The organism is Nostoc edaphicum CCNP1411 (genome assembly GCF_014023275.1).
Taxonomy (GTDB): Bacteria; Cyanobacteriota; Cyanobacteriia; order Cyanobacteriales; family Nostocaceae; genus Nostoc; species Nostoc edaphicum_A.
In genome coordinates, this window is record NZ_CP054698.1 from 4,025,339 (window position 1) to 4,043,240 (window position 17,902).

A 17,902-nucleotide genomic window follows, 5' to 3' on the forward strand; every position below is an offset into this window, starting at 1 on the left:
ATGGGAGAGATTGCCATTAAATTAGCATCAAAATCAGCAGAATTTCAAAATTTGTTTTTAGGTCAATTTCCTGAACAACAATTAAAAGCTGGGAACTCGGAAAAATATTATCAAACTCTCACAGATTTTGATTTTATTTGTTTGAAAATTCAATATCCTCAATTTGGAGTAGAAAGCCTGATTAGAGATTATTATTTCATTGATGACCCAGAAATATTAGATAGCTTAGAAGAAGAAGAGAAACTAGACCCAGAACGAATCAAACCCCTCAAATTAATTCAACGTACCCTACAGTTATCAGCCCATGTTTTGAATCAAGACCCAAATCAATTAGTAGGACAATTATGGGGAAGATTGCAGAGTTTTCCTGAGCCAGAAATTCAGAAAATATTGGCAGATGCAGTACAAAGTAAAAGTGAAATTCCTCGACTTCAACCGATTACAGCCAGTTTAACCTCTCCGGGTGGAAACCTAGTGCGTATTCTGACTGGTCATAACGACTCAGTAAATGCAGTAGTGATCGCTCCAGATGGCAAAACAGCAGTTTCCGCTTCTGTTGACAACACCCTGAAACTGTGGGATTTGGAGACAGGAAAGGAAATCTCTACCCTGAGAGGTCATAACGACTCAGTAAATGCAGTAGCCATTACCCCAAATGGTCAAACAGCGGTTTCTGCTTCTAGTGACAACACCCTGAAACTGTGGAATTTGGAGACTGGAGAGGAAATCTCTACCCTGAGAGGTCATAAAGATTCAGTAACAGCAGTAGCGATCGCCCCAAATGGTCAAACAGCAATTTCTATTTCTAATAGCCTGGAACTGTGGACTTTGAAACTGTGGGATTTGGAGACTGGAGAAGAAATCTCTACCCTGAGAGGTCATAAAGACTCGGTAACAGCAGTAGCGATCGCCCCAGATGGCAAAACAGCAGTTTCTGCTTCTAGTGACAACACCCTCAAACTATGGAATTTGGAGACAGCAAGAGATTTCTCTTCCCTGAGAGGTCATCTGAAACAGTTAAAACTGTGGGATTTGGAAACGAAAAGGGAAATATCTACCTTAAGCGGTCATAAAGACTCGGTGAATGCAGTAGTCATTACCCCAGATGGTCAAACAGTGGTTTCTGCTTCTAGTGACAACACCCTGAAACTGTGGAATTTGAAGACGGGAGGGGAAATCTATACCCTAAGCGGTCATAACGACTCGGTAAACGCAGTAGTCATTACCCCAGATGGAAAAAAAGCCGTTTCTGCTTCTAGTGACAATACCCTGAAACTGTGGGATTTGAAGACAGGAAGGGAAATCTCTACCCTCAAAGGTCATAACAACTCGGTAACAGCAGTAGCCATTACCCCAGATGGTCAAACAGTCGTTTCTGTTTCTAACAACCTGAAACTGTGGGATTTGGAGACAGGAAAGGAAATCTCTACCCTAAGAGGTCATAACGACTTGGTAAATGCAGTAGTCATTACCCCAGATGGTCAAACGGCGGTTTCTGCTTCTAGTGACAACACCTTGAAACTGTGGACTCTGAAATTGTGGACTCTGAAACTGTGGAATGTGGAGACAAGAAGGGAAATCTTTACCCTGAGAGATCATAGAGGTTCAGTAAATACAGTAGCCATCACCCCAGATGGAAAAAAAGCCGTTTCTGCTTCTAATAACCTGAAACTGTGGAATTTGAACACAGGATGGCAAACCTCTACCCTGAGAGGCCATAACAACTCGGTAAATGCAGTAGCCATTACCCCAAATGGTCAAACAGCCGTTTCTGCTTCTAGTGACAACACCCTGAAACTATGGAATTTGGAGACAGGAAAGGAAATCTCTACCCTGAAAGGTCATAACGACTCAGTAAACGCAGTAGCCATTACCCCAAATGGTCAAACAGCCGTTTCTGCTTCTAGTGACAACACCCTGAAACTATGGGATTTGGAGACAGGAAAGGAAATCTCTACCCTGAGAGGTCATAACGACTCAGTAAATGCAGTAGCCATTACCCCAGATGGTCAAACAGCGTTTTCTGCTTCTAGCGACACCACCCTGAAACTGTGGGATTTAGAGACAGGAAAGGAAATCTCTACCCTGAGAGGTCATAACAACTCGGTAAATGCAGTAGCCATTACCCCAGATGGTCAAAAAGCCGTTTCTGCTTCAGATGACAAGACCTTAAAACTGTGGGATTTAGAGACAGGAAAGGAAATCTCTACCCTGACTGGTCATAACCACTGGGTAAAAGGAGTAGCGATGCCTGCGGCGGGCAAAGCCAACGCCCCAGATGGTCAAATAGCCGTTTCTGCTTCTGCTGACCACACCCTGAAATTGTGGGATTTAGACACAGCACAGGAAATCTCTACTTTTACTGGTGAAAGTTATATATATTGCTGTGCTGTTTCCCCAGATGGATTAACAATTGCAGCAGGCGAAAGCTCAGGGCGGGTTCATTTCCTCCGTTTAGAAGGGGGTTCAAAAAATGAAACCGATCGCTGAAAATCCGATCAATATCCCCAGATATCCCCTAGAATTTCAGCAAATCATTACCGCTAAAAATCAAAACTTTGTCGGTCGTGAATTTGTCTTTGCTGCTATCAACAAATTTCTCAATCAATCTGACCGGGGCTACTTTACTATTATCGGCGATCCTGGCATTGGTAAAAGTGCCATTCTTGCCCACTATGTCAGTCAAAATCCGGGAGTTGTCTATTACAATGTCGAAATCTCAGGTAAAAATCGCGTTGAGGAATTTCTGACGACGATTTGCACTCAATTAATAGAAATCGCCCAAAATCAAGGTATTAAAACTAGTGTTGAGCGGAGTCGAAACAATCTCACCGCTAACTTTTCTGACTCTACCACAGAAGACAGTGGTTTTTTATCGTTATTACTGCAACAAATCAGCAATAGATTGCAACCAAAACAACATTTAATTATTACTATAGATGGCTGCGATAGAATTGATATCAACAATCAACCACGCGGCTCAAATATTTTCTATTTACCCCGTTATCTACCCGAAAAAGTTTATTTTATCCTTATTCGTCGTCCTTTTTTGGCAGATAAATCAGGTTTATTAATTGAAACACCAGCCCAATCTTTAGATTTATCAAATTACCCTGAACAAAATCGCGCTGATATTCAGGAATATATTAAAACTTATTTAAATGAATCATCTCATTCTGTAGACGATTTTTCGGCTTCCCACAGAGTGCCTAGTGTTAGCGAAGATAAGACTCGTAAAGATGTTTCGCTCAACATGACAGAGCAAGGTTTTAATGATGAAACCAATTTTATGTATGTTAAAGAAATTTTAGCAGCTATTAATGAGGATATTTACCCCCAAAATTTACAGATATATTACCAAAATCATTTAGAAAAAATGAATTTAGCCACCAGTAAACAGCAACCAATGGCTTTGCAGGTGTTAAATATCTTAGTTCAAGAGCAATCAATATCAATGGAAGCGATCGCAGAAAGATTAGATGTAGATGAATATGAAATCAAGGTAATTTTAGACAAGTGGCGAGAATTTTTATATTTAGAATCAATAGCAGCCGAAATCCACTATAGTGTTTATCATGCTAGTTTTCGTGATTGGTTGAGGCAACAAATAGAGTCTAAATTTTGAGTTAAAAGGGCGCTTAGAGGATGTTTGAAAAGTCCTATTGTCGGTAGCAGAAGTTTTAGATCCCCCTAAATCCCCCTTAAAAAGGGGGACTTTGATTCCGGTTCCCCCCTTTTTAAGGCTACCGTATACACACAAGTCGAATTACCCCCCTTAATCCCCCCGATGCATTGGGGGGAAAAAATAAATCTAGTTCCCTCCCCTTTGCAAGGGGAGGGTTAGGGTGGGGTAAAACCTTGGTTAATCAGCGATTTCAGACTTGTGTGTACACCGTAGCTTTTTAAGGGGGGTTAGGGAGGATCTCAAGGTGCCTAAAATCACAGGGAAACACTTTTCAAGCAACCTCTTAGAAACCGCGAGAGTAATATCTTATTAACCAGTAGGAGTAACAAGCAATTATGACTAAATATGTACTCTGGGGAACTTACTGCGAAGACGTTCTCGAAAAACGTGTCCCTCACCGTCAAGCTCATTTAGACGGATTAGCAAAACAGAAAGAATCCGGTGTGCTGATTACCATCGGCCCCACCAAGGATGTTACAAAAGTTTTTGGGATTTACGAAGCCGAAGACGAAGCCACTGTGCGCCAGTTGATTGAAAATGATCCCTACTGGAAAAATGGCATCTGGACTGAATATTCTGTCAAAGAATGGATTCAAGCTTTTTAAATTTATTGTGGGGCATGGGGCATAAAGCATTGGTTATTAATTCTTCTCCCTCGCTCCCTCATCTCCTCATAGGGTTCGGTTAGGGTTTTTTGATGAAAATTCTAAATCACAAAGACGCGATAAATCGCCGTCTCTACAATAATCAATCCTTCGTCTTGACGGCGATTTATCACGTCTCTTGGCTTAACCGAACCTATTGCCTCATCTCCCTCATCCCCACTCCCCACATAATATGAAAATTTGGCAAGTTGATTTTTATCGTCGTCCCTCACAAGACGCGTCTGGACAAATTTTATGGGAGTTGTTAATTTGTGACGCAACTCGCAGCTTTGAATATGAAGCTACCTGTCTCCAGTCAGCAGCGAATTCTAGTTGGGTGGCTGCTCAACTTGAGTTAGCCGCAGGTGAAAAATTGCCAGATGTGATTCAGGTGTTTCGTCCTCAGTCTCTAAGTTTAATTGAAGCGGCTGGACGCAATTTAAGTATTAATGTCGAACCTACCCGCTACACCTTGGCGTTAAAGCAATGGTTACAAGAAAAGCAGTATCCCTCAGCGCTAGATAAACCACCCCCAGCACCATTACCAGAAAACCTTTGGGGAGAACAATGGCGTTTTGCGAGTCTAGCTGCTAGTGATGTAGAAACGATATTTAGCGATCGCCCCATTCCCATTTTGCACATCCCAGAACATCTCAAACCGATCAATTTAGGTTTGGCATCAACAGTCCCCGTTCCTGGTGTGGTAATTTATGGTGGACGGCAATCAATGCGCCTAGTACGGTGGTTGCAGCAAGCCCGTTCTGTGGCATTAAACTATATTTCTGGCGCACCAGATGGCTTAATTTTAGAAGCTGGCTTGGTGGATAGATGGATTGTTGCCACATTTGAAGATCCAGAAGTTACAACAGCAGCCCAAGCATTTGAACAACGGAAACAGCAAAGCCGAGGATTGCATTTTTTGTTAGTTCAACCAGATGATTCTGGGATGACTTATAGCGGCTTTTGGTTATTGCGGTCAGAAAATGGATATTAATTGCCAAAAATATTATTCTCTTTATTGAGTGAATTTTGAATTGCTTGTGACTCTTAGCCTCATGCATCAGTATGGTTTGCTGACAATTGTCATGCCATTTCGACTCGGAAGCAAACAAGTCCCCTACGTTGTGAATATGAAAGCTTGTGGTTTATAGGTATCAAGTAATCTCGTTATTTCAAAAAATAGCGTACCTCGTGTATCAACAAACCCTTCTCTTGTGCCAGCATGAGAAAAAGATTGACAAGGAAATCTAGCTAGTAAAAATTCATGTCATACAAATTACTATAGGGGCACAATATATTATTGTGCCCCTACGCCTATGGTCTATTCAATTAAAAATCGCTGTAAGTTAGTTTGTTATTTCCTACTTAGTTTTCACCCGCGCTTGCTTCACCATCGCAATCAGAGTTTGATGGGCATCTTCCGCATCTGCTAAAACATGATCAAATTGAATGCGAACTGGTACAGGCTCGCCATTCACTTGCACTGTTAAATCCATACCCTGTGCATCAATTGAAAGCATTTCGGCTGCGATCGCATCTGTCACACCACCAAAAGCTTTAGCATAAATAACTACAGCATCAGCATGATCATCATTCATATGCTTGCAGATGCGCGAACTAATTTCAGGAGAAAAATCTTTAGACATTGTGAGATTAAAAGTGGCCAATACGGCAAGAGTCTAAATTCTCACCTAAGTAGATGAGATTTGCCAATATTTCAAATTAGCAGAAAAGGCATTAGTCTTGCACCATCGTTATTATAAGTGATATCTGAAAAACAATTGCCGTTGTATATATTTGATAAGTTAAGTTTATTACTCGTACAACAATTAAATTAAAATAAACATTATCCAGTATTTTTACCTTTAATTGCGGAAAGCAAACAGCGTAAACTGTAGCAGAAGTATTAGCCAAAACTATTGTAGCTAAGAGACAATGAGCGAAATTAGCCCCAGACGAATTGTAATTGGGGATGTGCATGGACACTATGAAGGTTTAATGACATTGTTGGAGGCGATCGCCCCCACATCAGAAGATCAAGTCTATTTTCTGGGAGACTTAATTGATCGCGGTCCCCATAGCGCACAAGTAGTTAATTTTGTCAAGCGAAATAACTACTCATGTTTATTGGGAAATCACGAGCAGATGTTATTAAACATTCTGACCAATGAAAAGACTTCCGCCTCGACGATGCAAGCATGGCTGTATGGTGGAGGACAAGCTACCGTGGCCAGTTACCAAGAGGCTCCAATTCCTGATGACCATCTGGATTGGTTAAAAACTTTGCCTACATACATTGACTTGGGGGATATTTGGTTAACTCATGCTGGTGTTGACCCTTCCAAGTCAGTGACAGAGCAAACAGCCGATGAACTGTGCTGGATACGAGAGGAATTTCACAGCATTGAAAAACCCTACTTTCCAGATAAGCAAATTATTATCGGTCACACCATTACCTTTACTCTGCCGGGTGTTTCTCCTGGTAAACTGGCACAAGGAAAGGGATGGCTAGACATAGATACTGGCGCTTATCATCCCCGGAGTGGCTGGTTGACTGGACTGGATGTCACAAATGACTTGGTTTATCAAGTTAACATATTTAAAAACTATATCCGTGTCCTGCCCTTAGAAGAAGTTGTAATTAACGTTGATCCAGCCAAGATTAAAGTTGATCGTCGCAATAAGAATTGAGGGGGAGTGGGGAGATGAGGGAGATAACCAATGCCCAATGCCCAATTCCCAAGACTCTCAAGACTACGCTAATGGTCGAATATTAGCTTTATAACTAGCGTTATCCAAGCCATATTTTCCATTACTAGGTTGGGAGTTAATAGCACGTTTAAGGCCATTAATGCGATCGCTCGTTCCGGGGTGTGTACTCAAAAATGTTGGCACAGAACCACCCTTTTTCAGCAGCTTTTGCATAAAAGAAACCATCCCAGACTGGGCATAACCAGCGCGTGTCAAAGTTCTTAACCCTCTTTGGTCAGCATCAAATTCATCACTACGACTGCGGGGACGATTCAAAGCAAGTTCTACACCAATACCCACAGCTGCATTGCGATCTAAACCACTTGCTGTTGCTAAACCACTTGCGATCGCTTTTTGCCGCATCTGTTTAACTAGGTGTTTACCGCCAATATGACCAATTTCATGGGCGATGACACTTGCAAGTTCCGCTTCATTATCGGCAGCTTTCAGCAAACCCGTGTGGACATATACATAACCTCCTAGAGTAGCAAAGGCATTAATAGCATCATCTTCAACCACTTGGAAGGTATAGGGAAGATTGGGGCGATCGCTATTAGCTGCTAAACGCCGACCAATTTGTTCGACATAGGCATTAACATTAGAATTTCGGTAAAGTCGGACTTGACTTCCCAGTATTTGCTGATTAATCTGCTTACCAATATCAGTTTCCTGGCGATCGGATATATTAGAAAGCTGAAGTACCTGGACTCCCTGCAATATCAGAGGCAAGAAGTCTAAAGTTCTTCCCGGTAAGGGTGTACTCAGGCAGAGACTCAGGGCGACTACCACCGAAATTAGGGGATAAAACCAGCGGCGCCGCCACATACGGTAATTTGTAACAAAACCTTTCCAATTGAACATAATACGCTTTGAAGATTATTTCGGGAGAACATAAAATAATGAGACAAATTATGAGACGGATTTAGAGTATTCTAAGTTGCAATTCTTAACTCAAGACCAAAGGATTTGTTATACAGATAATCCTTACGCAAATCTACTGAACTGGGCGGCGCTAGGGATTCCCTCTAGAGATAGGTTTTAACACTAGATTCTACTTTCTAGATACGTCAGTCTTAATAGGTACAAGTTTAAGGTTTAGCTGCCACTCCTCGGAACTTGCGAACTCGTGATAAACTGTCGCATAACCGCAATCCTCGAATGCTTTGAGTTATTACCAAATAGGGAAAATTGCCGTTCCCATCAAAAACCTTCTTGCTACAATCAATTACTTCGCTATTACCTCGGAAAAGTTTTTATGGCTATTTTAGATTCAAAAGGTCGTTTGTTCGGCAAAATCAACCTCCTAGATTTAGGTGCTGCGCTGGTAACTCTGCTAGTTATATTTGTCATATTGTCTACCTTCTTGTCTAGCTTGGGTCTTGCCCAAATCGGTGAGAAAATAGTACCGATAGAAGTAGACTTAGTAGTTCGTGGTTTGAATGTACGCGATCCTGAGCAATTATTTAATAACGGCTTAAAAACAGGCGGAAAAACTAATGTGATTATCCGCAATCAACCTTATGGGCAAATTGAGATTAAATCTGTTCAGCAGCTACCTAGAACAGTCAATGTTTTCCAACCTGATGGCACTGTTAAAGAATTGCCAGATCCAAAGACCAATAATTTTAGCACAGATATGCTTTTGACCTTAGAAGGCAAAGCCAAGCAGACCGAAAGCGGACTAGTTCTAGGTAGCAGTAAAGTTAAAATTGGTATGCCATTTGAGTTAGAAGGCTTTAACTACAACTTTAATGCAACTGTTATTGATATCAGATTTGACAAATAGTATTCACATTTTGTCTTATATATTTCTCCATCTCCAACAGGAAAAATAACTGGCATAAACTGGGTGAAATCAAAACTGTGCAGAGCAATTACATAAGACGTGTGTGTACATAACAGACAAAACCCGCGTAGGCGGGTTTCCAATTTCTTAAGTCCGCGCCCTTGGCCTTCCCGGAGGGTAGGCCAAGGGCGAACGTTTGTGTAGCCGCAATTTCTAATCGCCAGGTATATTTGCAAAACTGAGATGCTACTAAATAACCTAATTAAGCAAAGGCAAATATTTGCGAATTAATCCAATTGTCACTGCTGGTAATTCCAACTGCGGTGTTAACCCCACATCTTCTAATTGTTGAAAAAATCGGATCGCTTGGGGATTAATTTCGGCAAGGCGGCGACCAATTGAGGGCCCTGTAAATTCTGACTTTTGTCCCCAAATAATGGCGGTGGGGGTAATTAACTGTTGAATGTAAAGGGATAAATCAAAGCATAAATCGCCACGTACAAATGACAATGCCGCATACTCAGCATTAGGTTGTTGGGCAGATTGTAGATAAGCATCTACAATTTCTTCGTACACTCGATTAGATTTAGCAAATTGCCGTTGTTCCAAAAAGCCGCGAATACCGCCACTGGTAGCAATTCCAGCGCTGTAAAGTAAGCGATCAACAACAGGAACGCTAACTAACTGAGCAAAAAAACTACGGGAGTAGTCTTCGCCAAAATCGGAAAGTCCGGCGGGGGTGGTAAGAATTAAAGACTTGAATAAATCAGGATGGTCTGCTGCTACCCGAATTGTAAATGCTCCGGTCAAAGAAGAAGCGATCGCTGTTACTGGCCCAGTACAAGTTTGCTCAAAAAACTCCCGAATCGTGATCAAATAATCCTCAATCTTATAACTCCGTGCTGGATGCTCAGACCTACCCCAACCAATCAAATCTGGCGCAATCACGCGATATTCAGCCGCAAAAGCTGGATAAACTTTCGACCACTCATAAGCAGAAGATCCACCACCAAAACCATGTAGAAACACTAAAGTTTCCCGATCATCTTTGGCAGTCACATCATCCAGCCAAGGTTCTCCAGCAGCAGTATAATATACCATTCTACCTAGTGAGGTATTTATGGAGCGTTGTTCAAATCCTATTGGTTGAAACATAAGTATTTTTTTGTTGACTGTAGTTATTAGTTGGCACAAGTCAAATAAAAGACCTGAAACGCAGAGATACGCAGAGAGGATTTGATAATTTTTCCACGTCCCCGTGTTTTACCCTTGCCGCGTCTTCTTTAGTCACTCTGGATGCTTACGTATTTAGTTCAAGCTCCCCGCTCATTGTTATTATCAACTAACCAATCACTTTAAGGCTTCTCACCACCGTCAGATTAAGTAGATATAAAATTACTGGATTACTTGTAAAGATTTGGTGATTTTTTTTCATAACAAAAAGTAACTTAACGTTGAAATTACTGTTTTATAAGGCTTTTTAATGGTAGCGAGGATCACTCCAGAGTAAATCCAGCATAAGTTTTTATGGTAGTGTATCAAAAAACTGATAAATAATTTTCAGCGTGAAAAATAGTTAAAACGCTCATTTTAATAAGCTATTAATTCTACTTTTATACGCAGAAATTATCATTTAACGTATAAAAAATACATTATTATCTAAGTATATAGTAAGGCGGAATGTCATGGTAAAGCAGGCTACTCTTCAATCAAATAAAATACCAACGATTGAAGATGCTAAATTTGCGCTTGACAAGTTTAATATACAAAACGAAATTAAAGCTTCAGCTGGGCGGAGTCAGATCGACCCAGTAATTGACGTTGCCCAAGTAACTGCACCTACTTGTATTTGTTTAGACTTAGAAGACTTGAAGTGTTTTGAAGCAGTAGAGCATCAGTATGAACGCTGGGGAGTAATTTTTCACAATTCTCTAGCAATACAGCCATCAAATCCAGCATTTCCAACCTATTCAGGGCTAACAGTCTTAATGGGAGCGCCCAAAAGCGGATTTTTAGAAGCGACTTTCTTGCGTCCGGTTAACTCAGTTAGCGCCTTTGTCACTAGTTCGCAACGGCTAGTGCTTTCCGCCTACGATCGCAATCGACAACTGCTTGCTCAAACTGCACTACCAGGCTCTAATCTTGCCAATTCCGACTCAGCAATTCCCCCCAATGCCTTATTATCTATAAGTGCGAATAACATCTACAGCGTTACCTTCTGTGCTTTTAATGGTCAATTCACCCTTGATCAGTTTCGTTTTTGTCTTTAATTTAGGACTTACGTACAAAATGCCCTTGCTCTGAGGGATTTAAAATGGTATGTTTGTTTCCGCTGTGCTGTACTAGTCTACTATCCGAGCATAAAACTGGGCATCTTGTAGTTTGGGTCTTCATCCTTTCTTCATCCATAGTAAAACTTATACAATAGGTAATTTCGTAATCAAGTAGGTAAACACTGTGGCACAGGCTTCGTCTTCTTGGCAGCAATTGATCAACCAGATCCCTAACTGGAACTGGTCGCTTCCAAAACTCAAGACAAAGGGAGCCATAAAGCAGCAAACATTTAAGCGCTTCTCTGGGCCTGGAGGATTTCTTGGGTTCGTGACAGTTGTTGTTGCTATGTTATTGTGGAACTGGAAACTGCTATTGGCTCTCTTAGTCGGCGTTGGAGTAATGGTATTGGTTTACTCAATGCAGGAGTGGGACTGGCAATTGCGCTGGTCAAAAATACGCAATTTCTTAAATAGTTCAAATCGTCGGTTAGCCCTAGCAGTCATTAGTGGTGGTATTGCTACTGTCAGCACTTACATGGCGGCGGCAATTTGGGTTGACTCTCACAGTCCGTGGATTGCCGCTGGTGCGATCGCGCAAGGCGTGGGTACTCTGTTAACTTTAATTTTATTGGTTTGGCAAATTGTCAACTTTTATGAAAATCGAGAAGAAGACCATCTCGATCAGTTGTTGGTCAATTTAACAGAAAAAGATCCATTGAAACGGTTGATTGCCCTACGTCAACTAACTAAAGTTATCACCCGTCAGCGAGTTGATTCTTCAGTCCAGCAAGATGTTGTTCAATGCTTGCAACTCCTACTCAGTCGAGAAGAAGAAGCTGTAGTTCGAGAGGCAGCTTTTAAGAGTTTACAAGCCTGCGATCGCTTACAAGTCCTACCGCCCAAAACAGCATCAACTTTCACACCCGTCTCAACAAAAGTAAAACACCACGTTTATTAGTCATTTGTCATTTGTCATTTGTCATTTGTCATTGGTTAAATGATGAGTCCTAATTAATTTTCAATGCCCCAATCCCCAATCCCCAATCCCCAATACTTATTTTCGAGATAGTCGTCCATTGCGAACTTGGACTACCGGATGATTGCATCGCCGCACTAATTGTTCGTCGTGGGTGGTAACAATTACTGTAGCCCCAAAAGAATTTAACTTCTGGAGAATCTGGATCACTTGCCAGGAATTATCTGGATCGAGATTTCCAGTAGGCTCATCTGCCAACAATAAGGGTGGTGTACCAACGATCGCACGGGCAATACTCACCCGCTGTTGCTCTCCCCCTGACAGTTGGTCTGGAAAGCAGTCAGCTTTACTCAGCAAGCCTACCAGCTTTAAAGTTGGTTCTAAACGTCGTTGAATTTCTTTACGGGTATACCCTTGAGCTTGCAGCACAAAAGTCACATTTTCCGCTACGGTTCTTTGGGTAATCAGTTTGTAGTCTTGAAACACAATGCCAATCCGTCGCCGCAATAATGACAAGCGATCGCCCCGTAAATCCGCTACATTACATTCATCAACAATTACTTCTCCCTGTGTAGCTAACTCTTGCCCATACAGCAGTTTCAAGAGCGTTGATTTACCAGAACCACTTGGCCCCGTGATAAACAGAAATTCTCCCTTTCTTACCTCAAGGTTCGCATTTAACAAGGCGTGAGTGCCGTTAGTATAGGTCTTGGTTACAGATTGCAATTGCACCTTTGCAATCGTATTGCGATCGTGCTGTTGGCTTTCACAGTCCTCTTTATGAACGGATTTGTCTGTTTTAACTTGAGTGGTTAATACTGGCATTGTTAAATTTTCCTCATACCCACACCCAAACAGTTTGCCTACTGAGATGTGACATTCCTCTCAAAAATAAGGATTCCCAGGTTTCGCCTGGGAATTTAGAATTCAACAAAGAAAATTTAAAATTTTTTGAAAACTTTAATACAAACTAAGTAATAGCACCCAGACTTCGGAATTCAGAACTCAGAACTCAGAACTCAGCACTCTTAACTAATTGCACCCTTTGCTGTCAAACGATAAATAAACGCTTTCACGGCAAACTCTGGCAAAGCCAACATCCGCCGCCAACGCCAAGGTTCTTGATAAAGCCGATACAACCATTCCAAATTATTATTTCCTAACCAGGCGGGAGCACGAGTTTTAGTTCCCGACCAAATATCAAAACTGCCACCGACGCCAATCCAAATTGCTTGAGGACACAAATGGCGGTTTTCGGCAATCCATAACTCTTGACGTGGCACTCCTAAACCGACAAAAATCACTTGTGGCTGCAATTGAGTAAGAGTTTCTCGCAATTGTGCTTCTTCTTCTGGAGAATGGTAGCCTGAGTGAGTGCCTACTATATTGAGGTCTGGAATTTGCTGCTGCCAAAAATCTGCCGCATTTGTAGCTACTCCAGGCGCTGCTCCATAGAAAAATATCTTTGCTCTTGTCTGTTGTTGCCCAAGTTCTTGCAAAAGCTTTTCTGCTAACTCAATCCCCGGAAAACGCTGCACTTTTTGCCATAGCAGCCACCGCAAATACAAAACAACCCCCGCTCCATCTGGAATAACGAGTTCAGCATTTTTAATGACCTGAGCTAATAATTGATTTCGCTCTGCCTGCATAGTCATTTCTGCATTGAGCGTTACTACATGAGTTCCCTTGCCTGCATGCAGGCATTCTAACAACCAGCCTGGATAGTTAGCCATCACATGAACTGGTATTCCCAACACTGAAAATGCTTGATTGCCGTTAGACATAGCCTATTCTTGAGTAACTCTCACACCAGATTTTGCTTGAATGTTAAGTTTATCAAATTTTTTATATTGGAACTTAGGCAGGAGGGATTCTCCATTGCCCTGCAACGATAGAAAGCATAATTAAACTAATTAGTCTTGGGCGCTTGTACTTGGACTGAATCAGTCCAAATTTATTGTTAAAGTGTAATATTCACTCAGTATAAAACGCTCAACTCACAACTCTGGTTCCGGGAACAGAAGCCCCACTATACTGCTTGCAGTTAGTGTGGGAGTATGTCACGAAACTCGACTTTATGGTTAAGGTAGTGTAACGGGCTGAAGTTGGCTATGAGTAAAATTCGCATTGCTCTAATTGAAGATCATGACCTAACTCGTGTAGGTATTCGCACAGCATTACAGCAAAAGGATGAAATTGAAGTTGTAGGTGAAGCTGCCAATGCTGTTGAGGGGCTAAAAATGTTAAAAATGGTACGGCCAGATATTGCCATTGTAGATATTGGTTTACCAGATAAGGATGGCATTGAATTAACACGGGAGGTAAAATCTACTACTAATGGACAGCAGCTACTAACAAAAGTGTTAATTTTGACGTTGCGGGATAACAAAGAAGCTGTGTTGGCAGCTTTTGCCGCTGGCGCAGACTCTTACTGTATGAAAGATATCAAATTTGATAATTTGCTGGAAGCAGTGCGAGTAACTTACAATGGCAACGCTTGGATCGATCCCGCGATCGCTCGGATTGTATTACAACAAGCGCAACAAAATCCCCAAAAGTTGGAATCGGCTTTTGTCGATACTAAGACTATTGCTCCTAACCCTGATTCTTTTGAGAATTCGGAGGGAATTCAGCCTTACACCCTGACAGAAAGGGAATTAGAAGTGTTACAGTTGATTGTCGAAGGTTGTAGTAATGCAGTAATTGCAGAAAGACTTTATATCACTGTTGGGACTGTTAAAACTCACGTTCGCAATATTTTGAATAAACTATGTGCAGATGACCGTACCCAAGCAGCAGTCCGCGCATTGCGTTCTGGGTTAGTTGGATAAAGTTAATTTTGCAGTGGACAATTGAGGATGATCAAGGAGAACTCACAACTTTGAGAAAGTCATATTTTCAAAGTGAATGGCTTCTCTGATTTTTTGTTACTTATCAGGTGAGATAAATATCACACTATCTCGCCATTCAAATATGTGAAAAATAAAGTCAAATATGGCTGAGAACGGGGTGGACAAACTTAAGCTCATGGTGGTAGATGATGAGCCAGATAACTTAGATTTACTCTACCGCACTTTTAGGCGAGATTTTCAAGTATATAAAGCCAATCATGCCTTTGGTGCTATGGAAATCTTGGATCAATTTGGCGAAATGGCGGTGATTATTTCTGACCAAAGAATGCCAGAAATGAATGGCACTGAATTTTTTAGTCGCACCGTAGAACGCTTTCCAGACACGATTCGGATTTTGTTAACTGGTTTTACTGATGTCGAAGATTTGGTAGATGCGATTAACTCCGGTCAGGTATTCAAGTACATTACCAAACCCTGGAATCCGGATCGGCTGAGAGCGTTAGTTGAGCAAGCCACTGATACATATCGCCTAGTTAAGAAGCGCACCCAAGAGTTGCGTCGGGCCCTACGGCGAGAATCTTTGTTTAATGCGGTAACAACGGCAATTCGGGAGTCTTTAGACTACGACAGTATGCTGCAAAAAATTGTGGCAACTATTGGACAAACATTTGAAGCTACCAGTTGCTTGCTAAGACCAGTAGAGGGCGATCGCCTGATACGAGACCAGTTTTTGTACCGCGATCCTCAATCTTCTGTATCAGATTGCTTCTTCGATCCCAGTCTTTTAATTGAAAAAGTGCTGGAAACCCGTCATTATCAACTTGCTCAAGATATATATGACGGTATTCCTTGTCATCATCTAGTTGTGCCACTGAGCTATCAGCAGCATCTATTGGCTGTGCTGGCCCTCCACCAATGGGGAAGCGATCGCCCCTGGCAAGACGAAGACATCCAACTGATTGCAGGTGTTGCTGAACAAGCAGCCTTAGCTCTCTCTCAAGCAAAACTCTACCAGCGCCTCCAAGAAAAGCAACAGCAGATTCACAATGAGTTGGAGGTGGCTCGTCAAATTCAATACAACTTGCTACGCCAAAGTTTACCTGACATCAAAGGTGTAAAAGTACAAGCTTGCTGCTATCCCGCGCGGGAAGTAGGAGGCGATTTCTTTGAAGTGTTTGTCCATCCCAAAGGCGACTTATGGTTAGCAGTGGGTGATGTTTCTGGCAAGGGCGTCCCAGCTGCTTTATTCATGGCTAGTATTATTTCAGTGTTGCGCCGAGAATTATCTCAAGAAACGCCAGCCGAGCCGAATGTGGTCATGCAGAACCTCAACCACGCTCTGAGTGAAGATTTAATTAGCAACAATTATTTCATCACCCTTGTGTTAGCCTGTTATACCCCTAGCACTAAGGAACTCGTCTACACTAATGCCGGTCATATCTATCCACTATTATGGTCACGCCAAGACGTTTTAGCTGACAATCCTAATTACCTCAAAGTCCGCAGCGTTCCTTTGGGAATCTTGCCCAAGTGGCAGGCACAATCTGGTCGTTTGGTTCTCGCTGCTGGAGACACATTGTTACTAGCCAGTGATGGAATTACAGAGGCAATGATATCAAATGATTGTGATTTAACAGTAAAAAACGGGTCTGGTGTTGAGGTCGTTAACCGTTCTATGCTGAACCAAGATGGTCTTTGGCAACTTTTACAACAGGAGCAACAACCACTTTCTCTTAACCATTTGCTAGCTCGCATCCAGGCAGATAATCACATTCAAGAAGACGATCAAACTATACTTTCGCTGGAGATTTTGTAAGTCATGAAAAGTGAGCTTCATGTACCGAGTGACTTGAGTTTTCTGAATATTGTCGAAAACTGGTTGCTGGGATGTTTGAAAATTCAGCTAGGAGAATCTGTGGATTGGTCGCGGCAATCAAGTCGTTTAAGACTAGCTTTAGTAGAAGCCTACTCAAATGCAGTGCGTCATGCCCACAAAGACAAACCAAATTTACCGATTTTACTGCGTTTGGAAGTGAAAGACCGGGATCTTGCCTTAGAAGTTTGGGACTACGGCGAAGGCTTTGATATGTCTAACTACTACGCTCCAAACCCATTGGAAAAACAAGAAGGTGGTTATGGTTGGCTGATTATGAATCGTCTCATGGATAAAGTAGATTACCAGTTGCAAGTTGATGGCGCTAACTGTCTAAAGTTACAAGCTACTTTACCCGAATTAGTCCAATAGAAAAAAGTGACTATTTTGCAGGTAATGTGATTTATACTTATTTGCTATTTTTCACGACGTAAAGAAAGTAACTCTTGGGGAGAAGCTAAAAGTTTGATTCTAGTATAGAAAATTTGCCGTTGTTGGTTGAGGATAAATAACCACAAAACATTCACACTACACCATGAAGTTTGGGCTTTGCCTGTTATCTGGATTTGAATATCACCGTTTTCTAAAGTCTCAGCTATTCCTGTGTTGGGGTAAGCTTTGATATTTTGGCCTTCTTGTTTTAAGTAGGCTGCGATCGCAGCTGTTCCCACAATATCAGATTCAAATGGTGGGCGCATCACACCATCTAACGCAAATAAGGCAGCAGTTGCCTCAAATTTTCCTGCATTTAAGGTTTCAAAATAACTCAGTATGCTTGTTTCTGTAATTCCATCTATCTGGAATTCTTCTTTCAACTGGGTTAGGGATATCAATTCACGAGAGGTCATAGGAATTACCTGTATTATGCTATCTGAATATTAATTTCAGTACAAAAATATGTAAAAAGAAAGCCGCTGTTGAGATAGATTGCTACATATTGGTAAATCTTCCTCACGATGGAAGTTTTGAGCTGCTACGCAGCTTAAAACTTGTGCATGTAAGAGATTTAATAAATCTTAATTAAAGTTACAAACTACGTAATGTAAAATTGTAGCGCCTTTA

General features: G+C 41.6%; 18 protein-coding genes and 1 pseudogene. 11 read left to right on the top strand and 8 right to left on the bottom strand.

Features of this window, described 5'->3' with window-relative positions; genetic code table 11:
• The 3 genes from HUN01_RS19470 to HUN01_RS19480 all read left to right on the top strand — a co-directional run bounded on the left by HUN01_RS19470 (window position 1) and on the right by HUN01_RS19480 (window position 4,290).
• On the top strand, window positions 1-2,490 hold the full coding sequence (locus tag HUN01_RS19470) for a WD40 repeat domain-containing protein (protein WP_181927578.1): 2,490 nt from the start codon (window positions 1-3) through the stop codon (window positions 2,488-2,490).
• On the top strand, window positions 2,474-3,625 hold the full coding sequence (locus tag HUN01_RS19475) for an ATP-binding protein (protein ID WP_181927579.1): 1,152 nt from the start codon (window positions 2,474-2,476) through the stop codon (window positions 3,623-3,625). The genes HUN01_RS19470 and HUN01_RS19475 overlap by 17 nt, the downstream gene beginning before the upstream one ends.
• A gap of 395 nt (window positions 3,626-4,020) precedes the next feature.
• Complete coding sequence (locus HUN01_RS19480) at window positions 4,021-4,290, top strand: YciI family protein (protein WP_181927580.1); 270 nt, start codon at window positions 4,021-4,023, stop codon at window positions 4,288-4,290.
• Between the two features lie 101 nt (window positions 4,291-4,391).
• On the opposite strand, the gene HUN01_RS36170 is transcribed toward HUN01_RS19480, so the two are convergent.
• Entirely contained in the window at window positions 4,392-4,517 is a 126-nt protein-coding gene (locus tag HUN01_RS36170; protein WP_257797983.1) for a hypothetical protein, read from the bottom strand.
• 5 nt (window positions 4,518-4,522) lie between these two features.
• On the opposite strand from HUN01_RS36170, the gene HUN01_RS19485 reads away from it, so the two are divergent.
• Window positions 4,523-5,323, top strand: a complete 801-nt coding sequence (locus tag HUN01_RS19485) for a Tab2/Atab2 family RNA-binding protein (protein ID WP_181927581.1) — start codon at window positions 4,523-4,525, stop codon at window positions 5,321-5,323.
• Window positions 5,324-5,446: 123 nt separating this feature from the next.
• On the opposite strand, the pseudogene HUN01_RS35490 reads toward HUN01_RS19485, so the two are convergent.
• Together HUN01_RS35490 and HUN01_RS19495 are read right to left on the bottom strand one after the other, a co-directional pair.
• A pseudogene (locus HUN01_RS35490) lies at window positions 5,447-5,536 on the bottom strand (DNA cytosine methyltransferase); the annotation flags it as partial.
• A 154-nt stretch (window positions 5,537-5,690) separates the two neighbouring features.
• Window positions 5,691-5,975: a DUF2470 domain-containing protein gene (locus HUN01_RS19495; RefSeq protein ID WP_181927582.1), complete on the bottom strand. Its 285-nt coding sequence runs from the start codon at window positions 5,973-5,975 to the stop codon at window positions 5,691-5,693.
• A 289-nt stretch (window positions 5,976-6,264) separates the two neighbouring features.
• On the opposite strand from HUN01_RS19495, the gene HUN01_RS19500 reads away from it, so the two are divergent.
• A complete protein-coding gene (locus HUN01_RS19500) occupies window positions 6,265-7,020 on the top strand; it encodes a metallophosphoesterase family protein (RefSeq protein WP_181927583.1) in 756 nt (251 codons plus the stop codon).
• A gap of 63 nt (window positions 7,021-7,083) precedes the next feature.
• On the opposite strand, the gene HUN01_RS19505 is transcribed toward HUN01_RS19500, so the two are convergent.
• The gene (locus HUN01_RS19505) at window positions 7,084-7,941 is read right to left on the bottom strand and encodes a M48 family metallopeptidase (RefSeq protein ID WP_181927584.1); all 858 of its coding nucleotides are present in this window, start codon (window positions 7,939-7,941) and stop codon (window positions 7,084-7,086) included.
• 394 nt (window positions 7,942-8,335) lie between these two features.
• Here HUN01_RS19505 and HUN01_RS19510 point away from each other — a divergent pair, with 394 nt between their 5' ends.
• The gene (locus HUN01_RS19510) at window positions 8,336-8,866 is read left to right on the top strand and encodes a DUF4330 domain-containing protein (protein WP_181927585.1); all 531 of its coding nucleotides are present in this window, start codon (window positions 8,336-8,338) and stop codon (window positions 8,864-8,866) included.
• Window positions 8,867-9,124: 258 nt separating this feature from the next.
• On the opposite strand, the gene HUN01_RS19515 is transcribed toward HUN01_RS19510, so the two are convergent.
• The gene (locus tag HUN01_RS19515) at window positions 9,125-10,021 is read right to left on the bottom strand and encodes an alpha/beta fold hydrolase (RefSeq protein WP_181927586.1); all 897 of its coding nucleotides are present in this window, start codon (window positions 10,019-10,021) and stop codon (window positions 9,125-9,127) included.
• A 530-nt stretch (window positions 10,022-10,551) separates the two neighbouring features.
• Between HUN01_RS19515 and HUN01_RS19520 the strand changes: the two genes are divergently transcribed.
• Together HUN01_RS19520 and HUN01_RS19525 are read left to right on the top strand one after the other, a co-directional pair.
• Window positions 10,552-11,136 (top strand): hypothetical protein, encoded by a 585-nt coding sequence (locus HUN01_RS19520; protein ID WP_181927587.1) that lies wholly within the window; start codon window positions 10,552-10,554, stop codon window positions 11,134-11,136.
• Window positions 11,137-11,323: 187 nt separating this feature from the next.
• Window positions 11,324-12,097, top strand: coding sequence for an armadillo-type fold-containing protein (locus tag HUN01_RS19525; RefSeq protein WP_181927588.1), 774 nt, complete (start codon window positions 11,324-11,326; stop codon window positions 12,095-12,097).
• A 96-nt stretch (window positions 12,098-12,193) separates the two neighbouring features.
• Here the strand turns inward: HUN01_RS19525 and ftsE are convergent, their stop codons facing one another.
• The gene (gene ftsE, locus HUN01_RS19530; RefSeq protein ID WP_181927589.1) at window positions 12,194-12,940 is read right to left on the bottom strand and encodes a cell division ATP-binding protein FtsE; all 747 of its coding nucleotides are present in this window, start codon (window positions 12,938-12,940) and stop codon (window positions 12,194-12,196) included.
• A 203-nt stretch (window positions 12,941-13,143) separates the two neighbouring features.
• A complete protein-coding gene (locus HUN01_RS19535) occupies window positions 13,144-13,899 on the bottom strand; it encodes a WecB/TagA/CpsF family glycosyltransferase (protein ID WP_181927590.1) in 756 nt (251 codons plus the stop codon).
• Between the two features lie 327 nt (window positions 13,900-14,226).
• On the opposite strand from HUN01_RS19535, the gene HUN01_RS19540 reads away from it, so the two are divergent.
• The 3 genes from HUN01_RS19540 to HUN01_RS19550 all read left to right on the top strand — a co-directional run bounded on the left by HUN01_RS19540 (window position 14,227) and on the right by HUN01_RS19550 (window position 17,212).
• Window positions 14,227-14,946 (top strand): response regulator transcription factor, encoded by a 720-nt coding sequence (locus HUN01_RS19540; RefSeq protein WP_181927591.1) that lies wholly within the window; start codon window positions 14,227-14,229, stop codon window positions 14,944-14,946.
• 163 nt (window positions 14,947-15,109) lie between these two features.
• Complete coding sequence (locus tag HUN01_RS19545; protein WP_181927592.1) at window positions 15,110-16,783, top strand: SpoIIE family protein phosphatase; 1,674 nt, start codon at window positions 15,110-15,112, stop codon at window positions 16,781-16,783.
• A 3-nt stretch (window positions 16,784-16,786) separates the two neighbouring features.
• Window positions 16,787-17,212, top strand: coding sequence for an ATP-binding protein (locus HUN01_RS19550; RefSeq protein ID WP_181927593.1), 426 nt, complete (start codon window positions 16,787-16,789; stop codon window positions 17,210-17,212).
• A 44-nt stretch (window positions 17,213-17,256) separates the two neighbouring features.
• Here the strand turns inward: HUN01_RS19550 and HUN01_RS19555 are convergent, their stop codons facing one another.
• Window positions 17,257-17,688: a ketosteroid isomerase family protein gene (locus tag HUN01_RS19555; RefSeq protein ID WP_181927594.1), complete on the bottom strand. Its 432-nt coding sequence runs from the start codon at window positions 17,686-17,688 to the stop codon at window positions 17,257-17,259.
• Window positions 17,689-17,902: the final 214 nt, after the last annotated feature.

What these genes read in the sequence shown, in the direction of transcription:
- HUN01_RS19470 (WP_181927578.1), top strand. Translation starts at nt 1, where the DNA reads ATGGGAGAGATTGCCATTAAATTAGCATCAAAATCAGCAGAATTTCAA.
- HUN01_RS19475 (WP_181927579.1), top strand. Translation starts at nt 2,474, where the DNA reads ATGAAACCGATCGCTGAAAATCCGATCAATATCCCCAGATATCCCCTA.
- HUN01_RS19480 (WP_181927580.1), top strand. Translation starts at nt 4,021, where the DNA reads ATGACTAAATATGTACTCTGGGGAACTTACTGCGAAGACGTTCTCGAA.
- HUN01_RS19485 (WP_181927581.1), top strand. Translation starts at nt 4,523, where the DNA reads ATGAAAATTTGGCAAGTTGATTTTTATCGTCGTCCCTCACAAGACGCG.
- HUN01_RS19495 (WP_181927582.1), bottom strand. Translation starts at nt 5,975, where the DNA reads ATGTCTAAAGATTTTTCTCCTGAAATTAGTTCGCGCATCTGCAAGCAT.
- HUN01_RS19500 (WP_181927583.1), top strand. Translation starts at nt 6,265, where the DNA reads ATGAGCGAAATTAGCCCCAGACGAATTGTAATTGGGGATGTGCATGGA.
- HUN01_RS19505 (WP_181927584.1), bottom strand. Translation starts at nt 7,941, where the DNA reads ATGTTCAATTGGAAAGGTTTTGTTACAAATTACCGTATGTGGCGGCGC.
- HUN01_RS19510 (WP_181927585.1), top strand. Translation starts at nt 8,336, where the DNA reads ATGGCTATTTTAGATTCAAAAGGTCGTTTGTTCGGCAAAATCAACCTC.
- HUN01_RS19515 (WP_181927586.1), bottom strand. Translation starts at nt 10,021, where the DNA reads ATGTTTCAACCAATAGGATTTGAACAACGCTCCATAAATACCTCACTA.
- HUN01_RS19520 (WP_181927587.1), top strand. Translation starts at nt 10,552, where the DNA reads ATGGTAAAGCAGGCTACTCTTCAATCAAATAAAATACCAACGATTGAA.
- ftsE (WP_181927589.1), bottom strand. Translation starts at nt 12,940, where the DNA reads ATGCCAGTATTAACCACTCAAGTTAAAACAGACAAATCCGTTCATAAA.
- HUN01_RS19535 (WP_181927590.1), bottom strand. Translation starts at nt 13,899, where the DNA reads ATGTCTAACGGCAATCAAGCATTTTCAGTGTTGGGAATACCAGTTCAT.
- HUN01_RS19540 (WP_181927591.1), top strand. Translation starts at nt 14,227, where the DNA reads ATGAGTAAAATTCGCATTGCTCTAATTGAAGATCATGACCTAACTCGT.
- HUN01_RS19545 (WP_181927592.1), top strand. Translation starts at nt 15,110, where the DNA reads ATGGCTGAGAACGGGGTGGACAAACTTAAGCTCATGGTGGTAGATGAT.
- HUN01_RS19550 (WP_181927593.1), top strand. Translation starts at nt 16,787, where the DNA reads ATGAAAAGTGAGCTTCATGTACCGAGTGACTTGAGTTTTCTGAATATT.
- HUN01_RS19555 (WP_181927594.1), bottom strand. Translation starts at nt 17,688, where the DNA reads ATGACCTCTCGTGAATTGATATCCCTAACCCAGTTGAAAGAAGAATTC.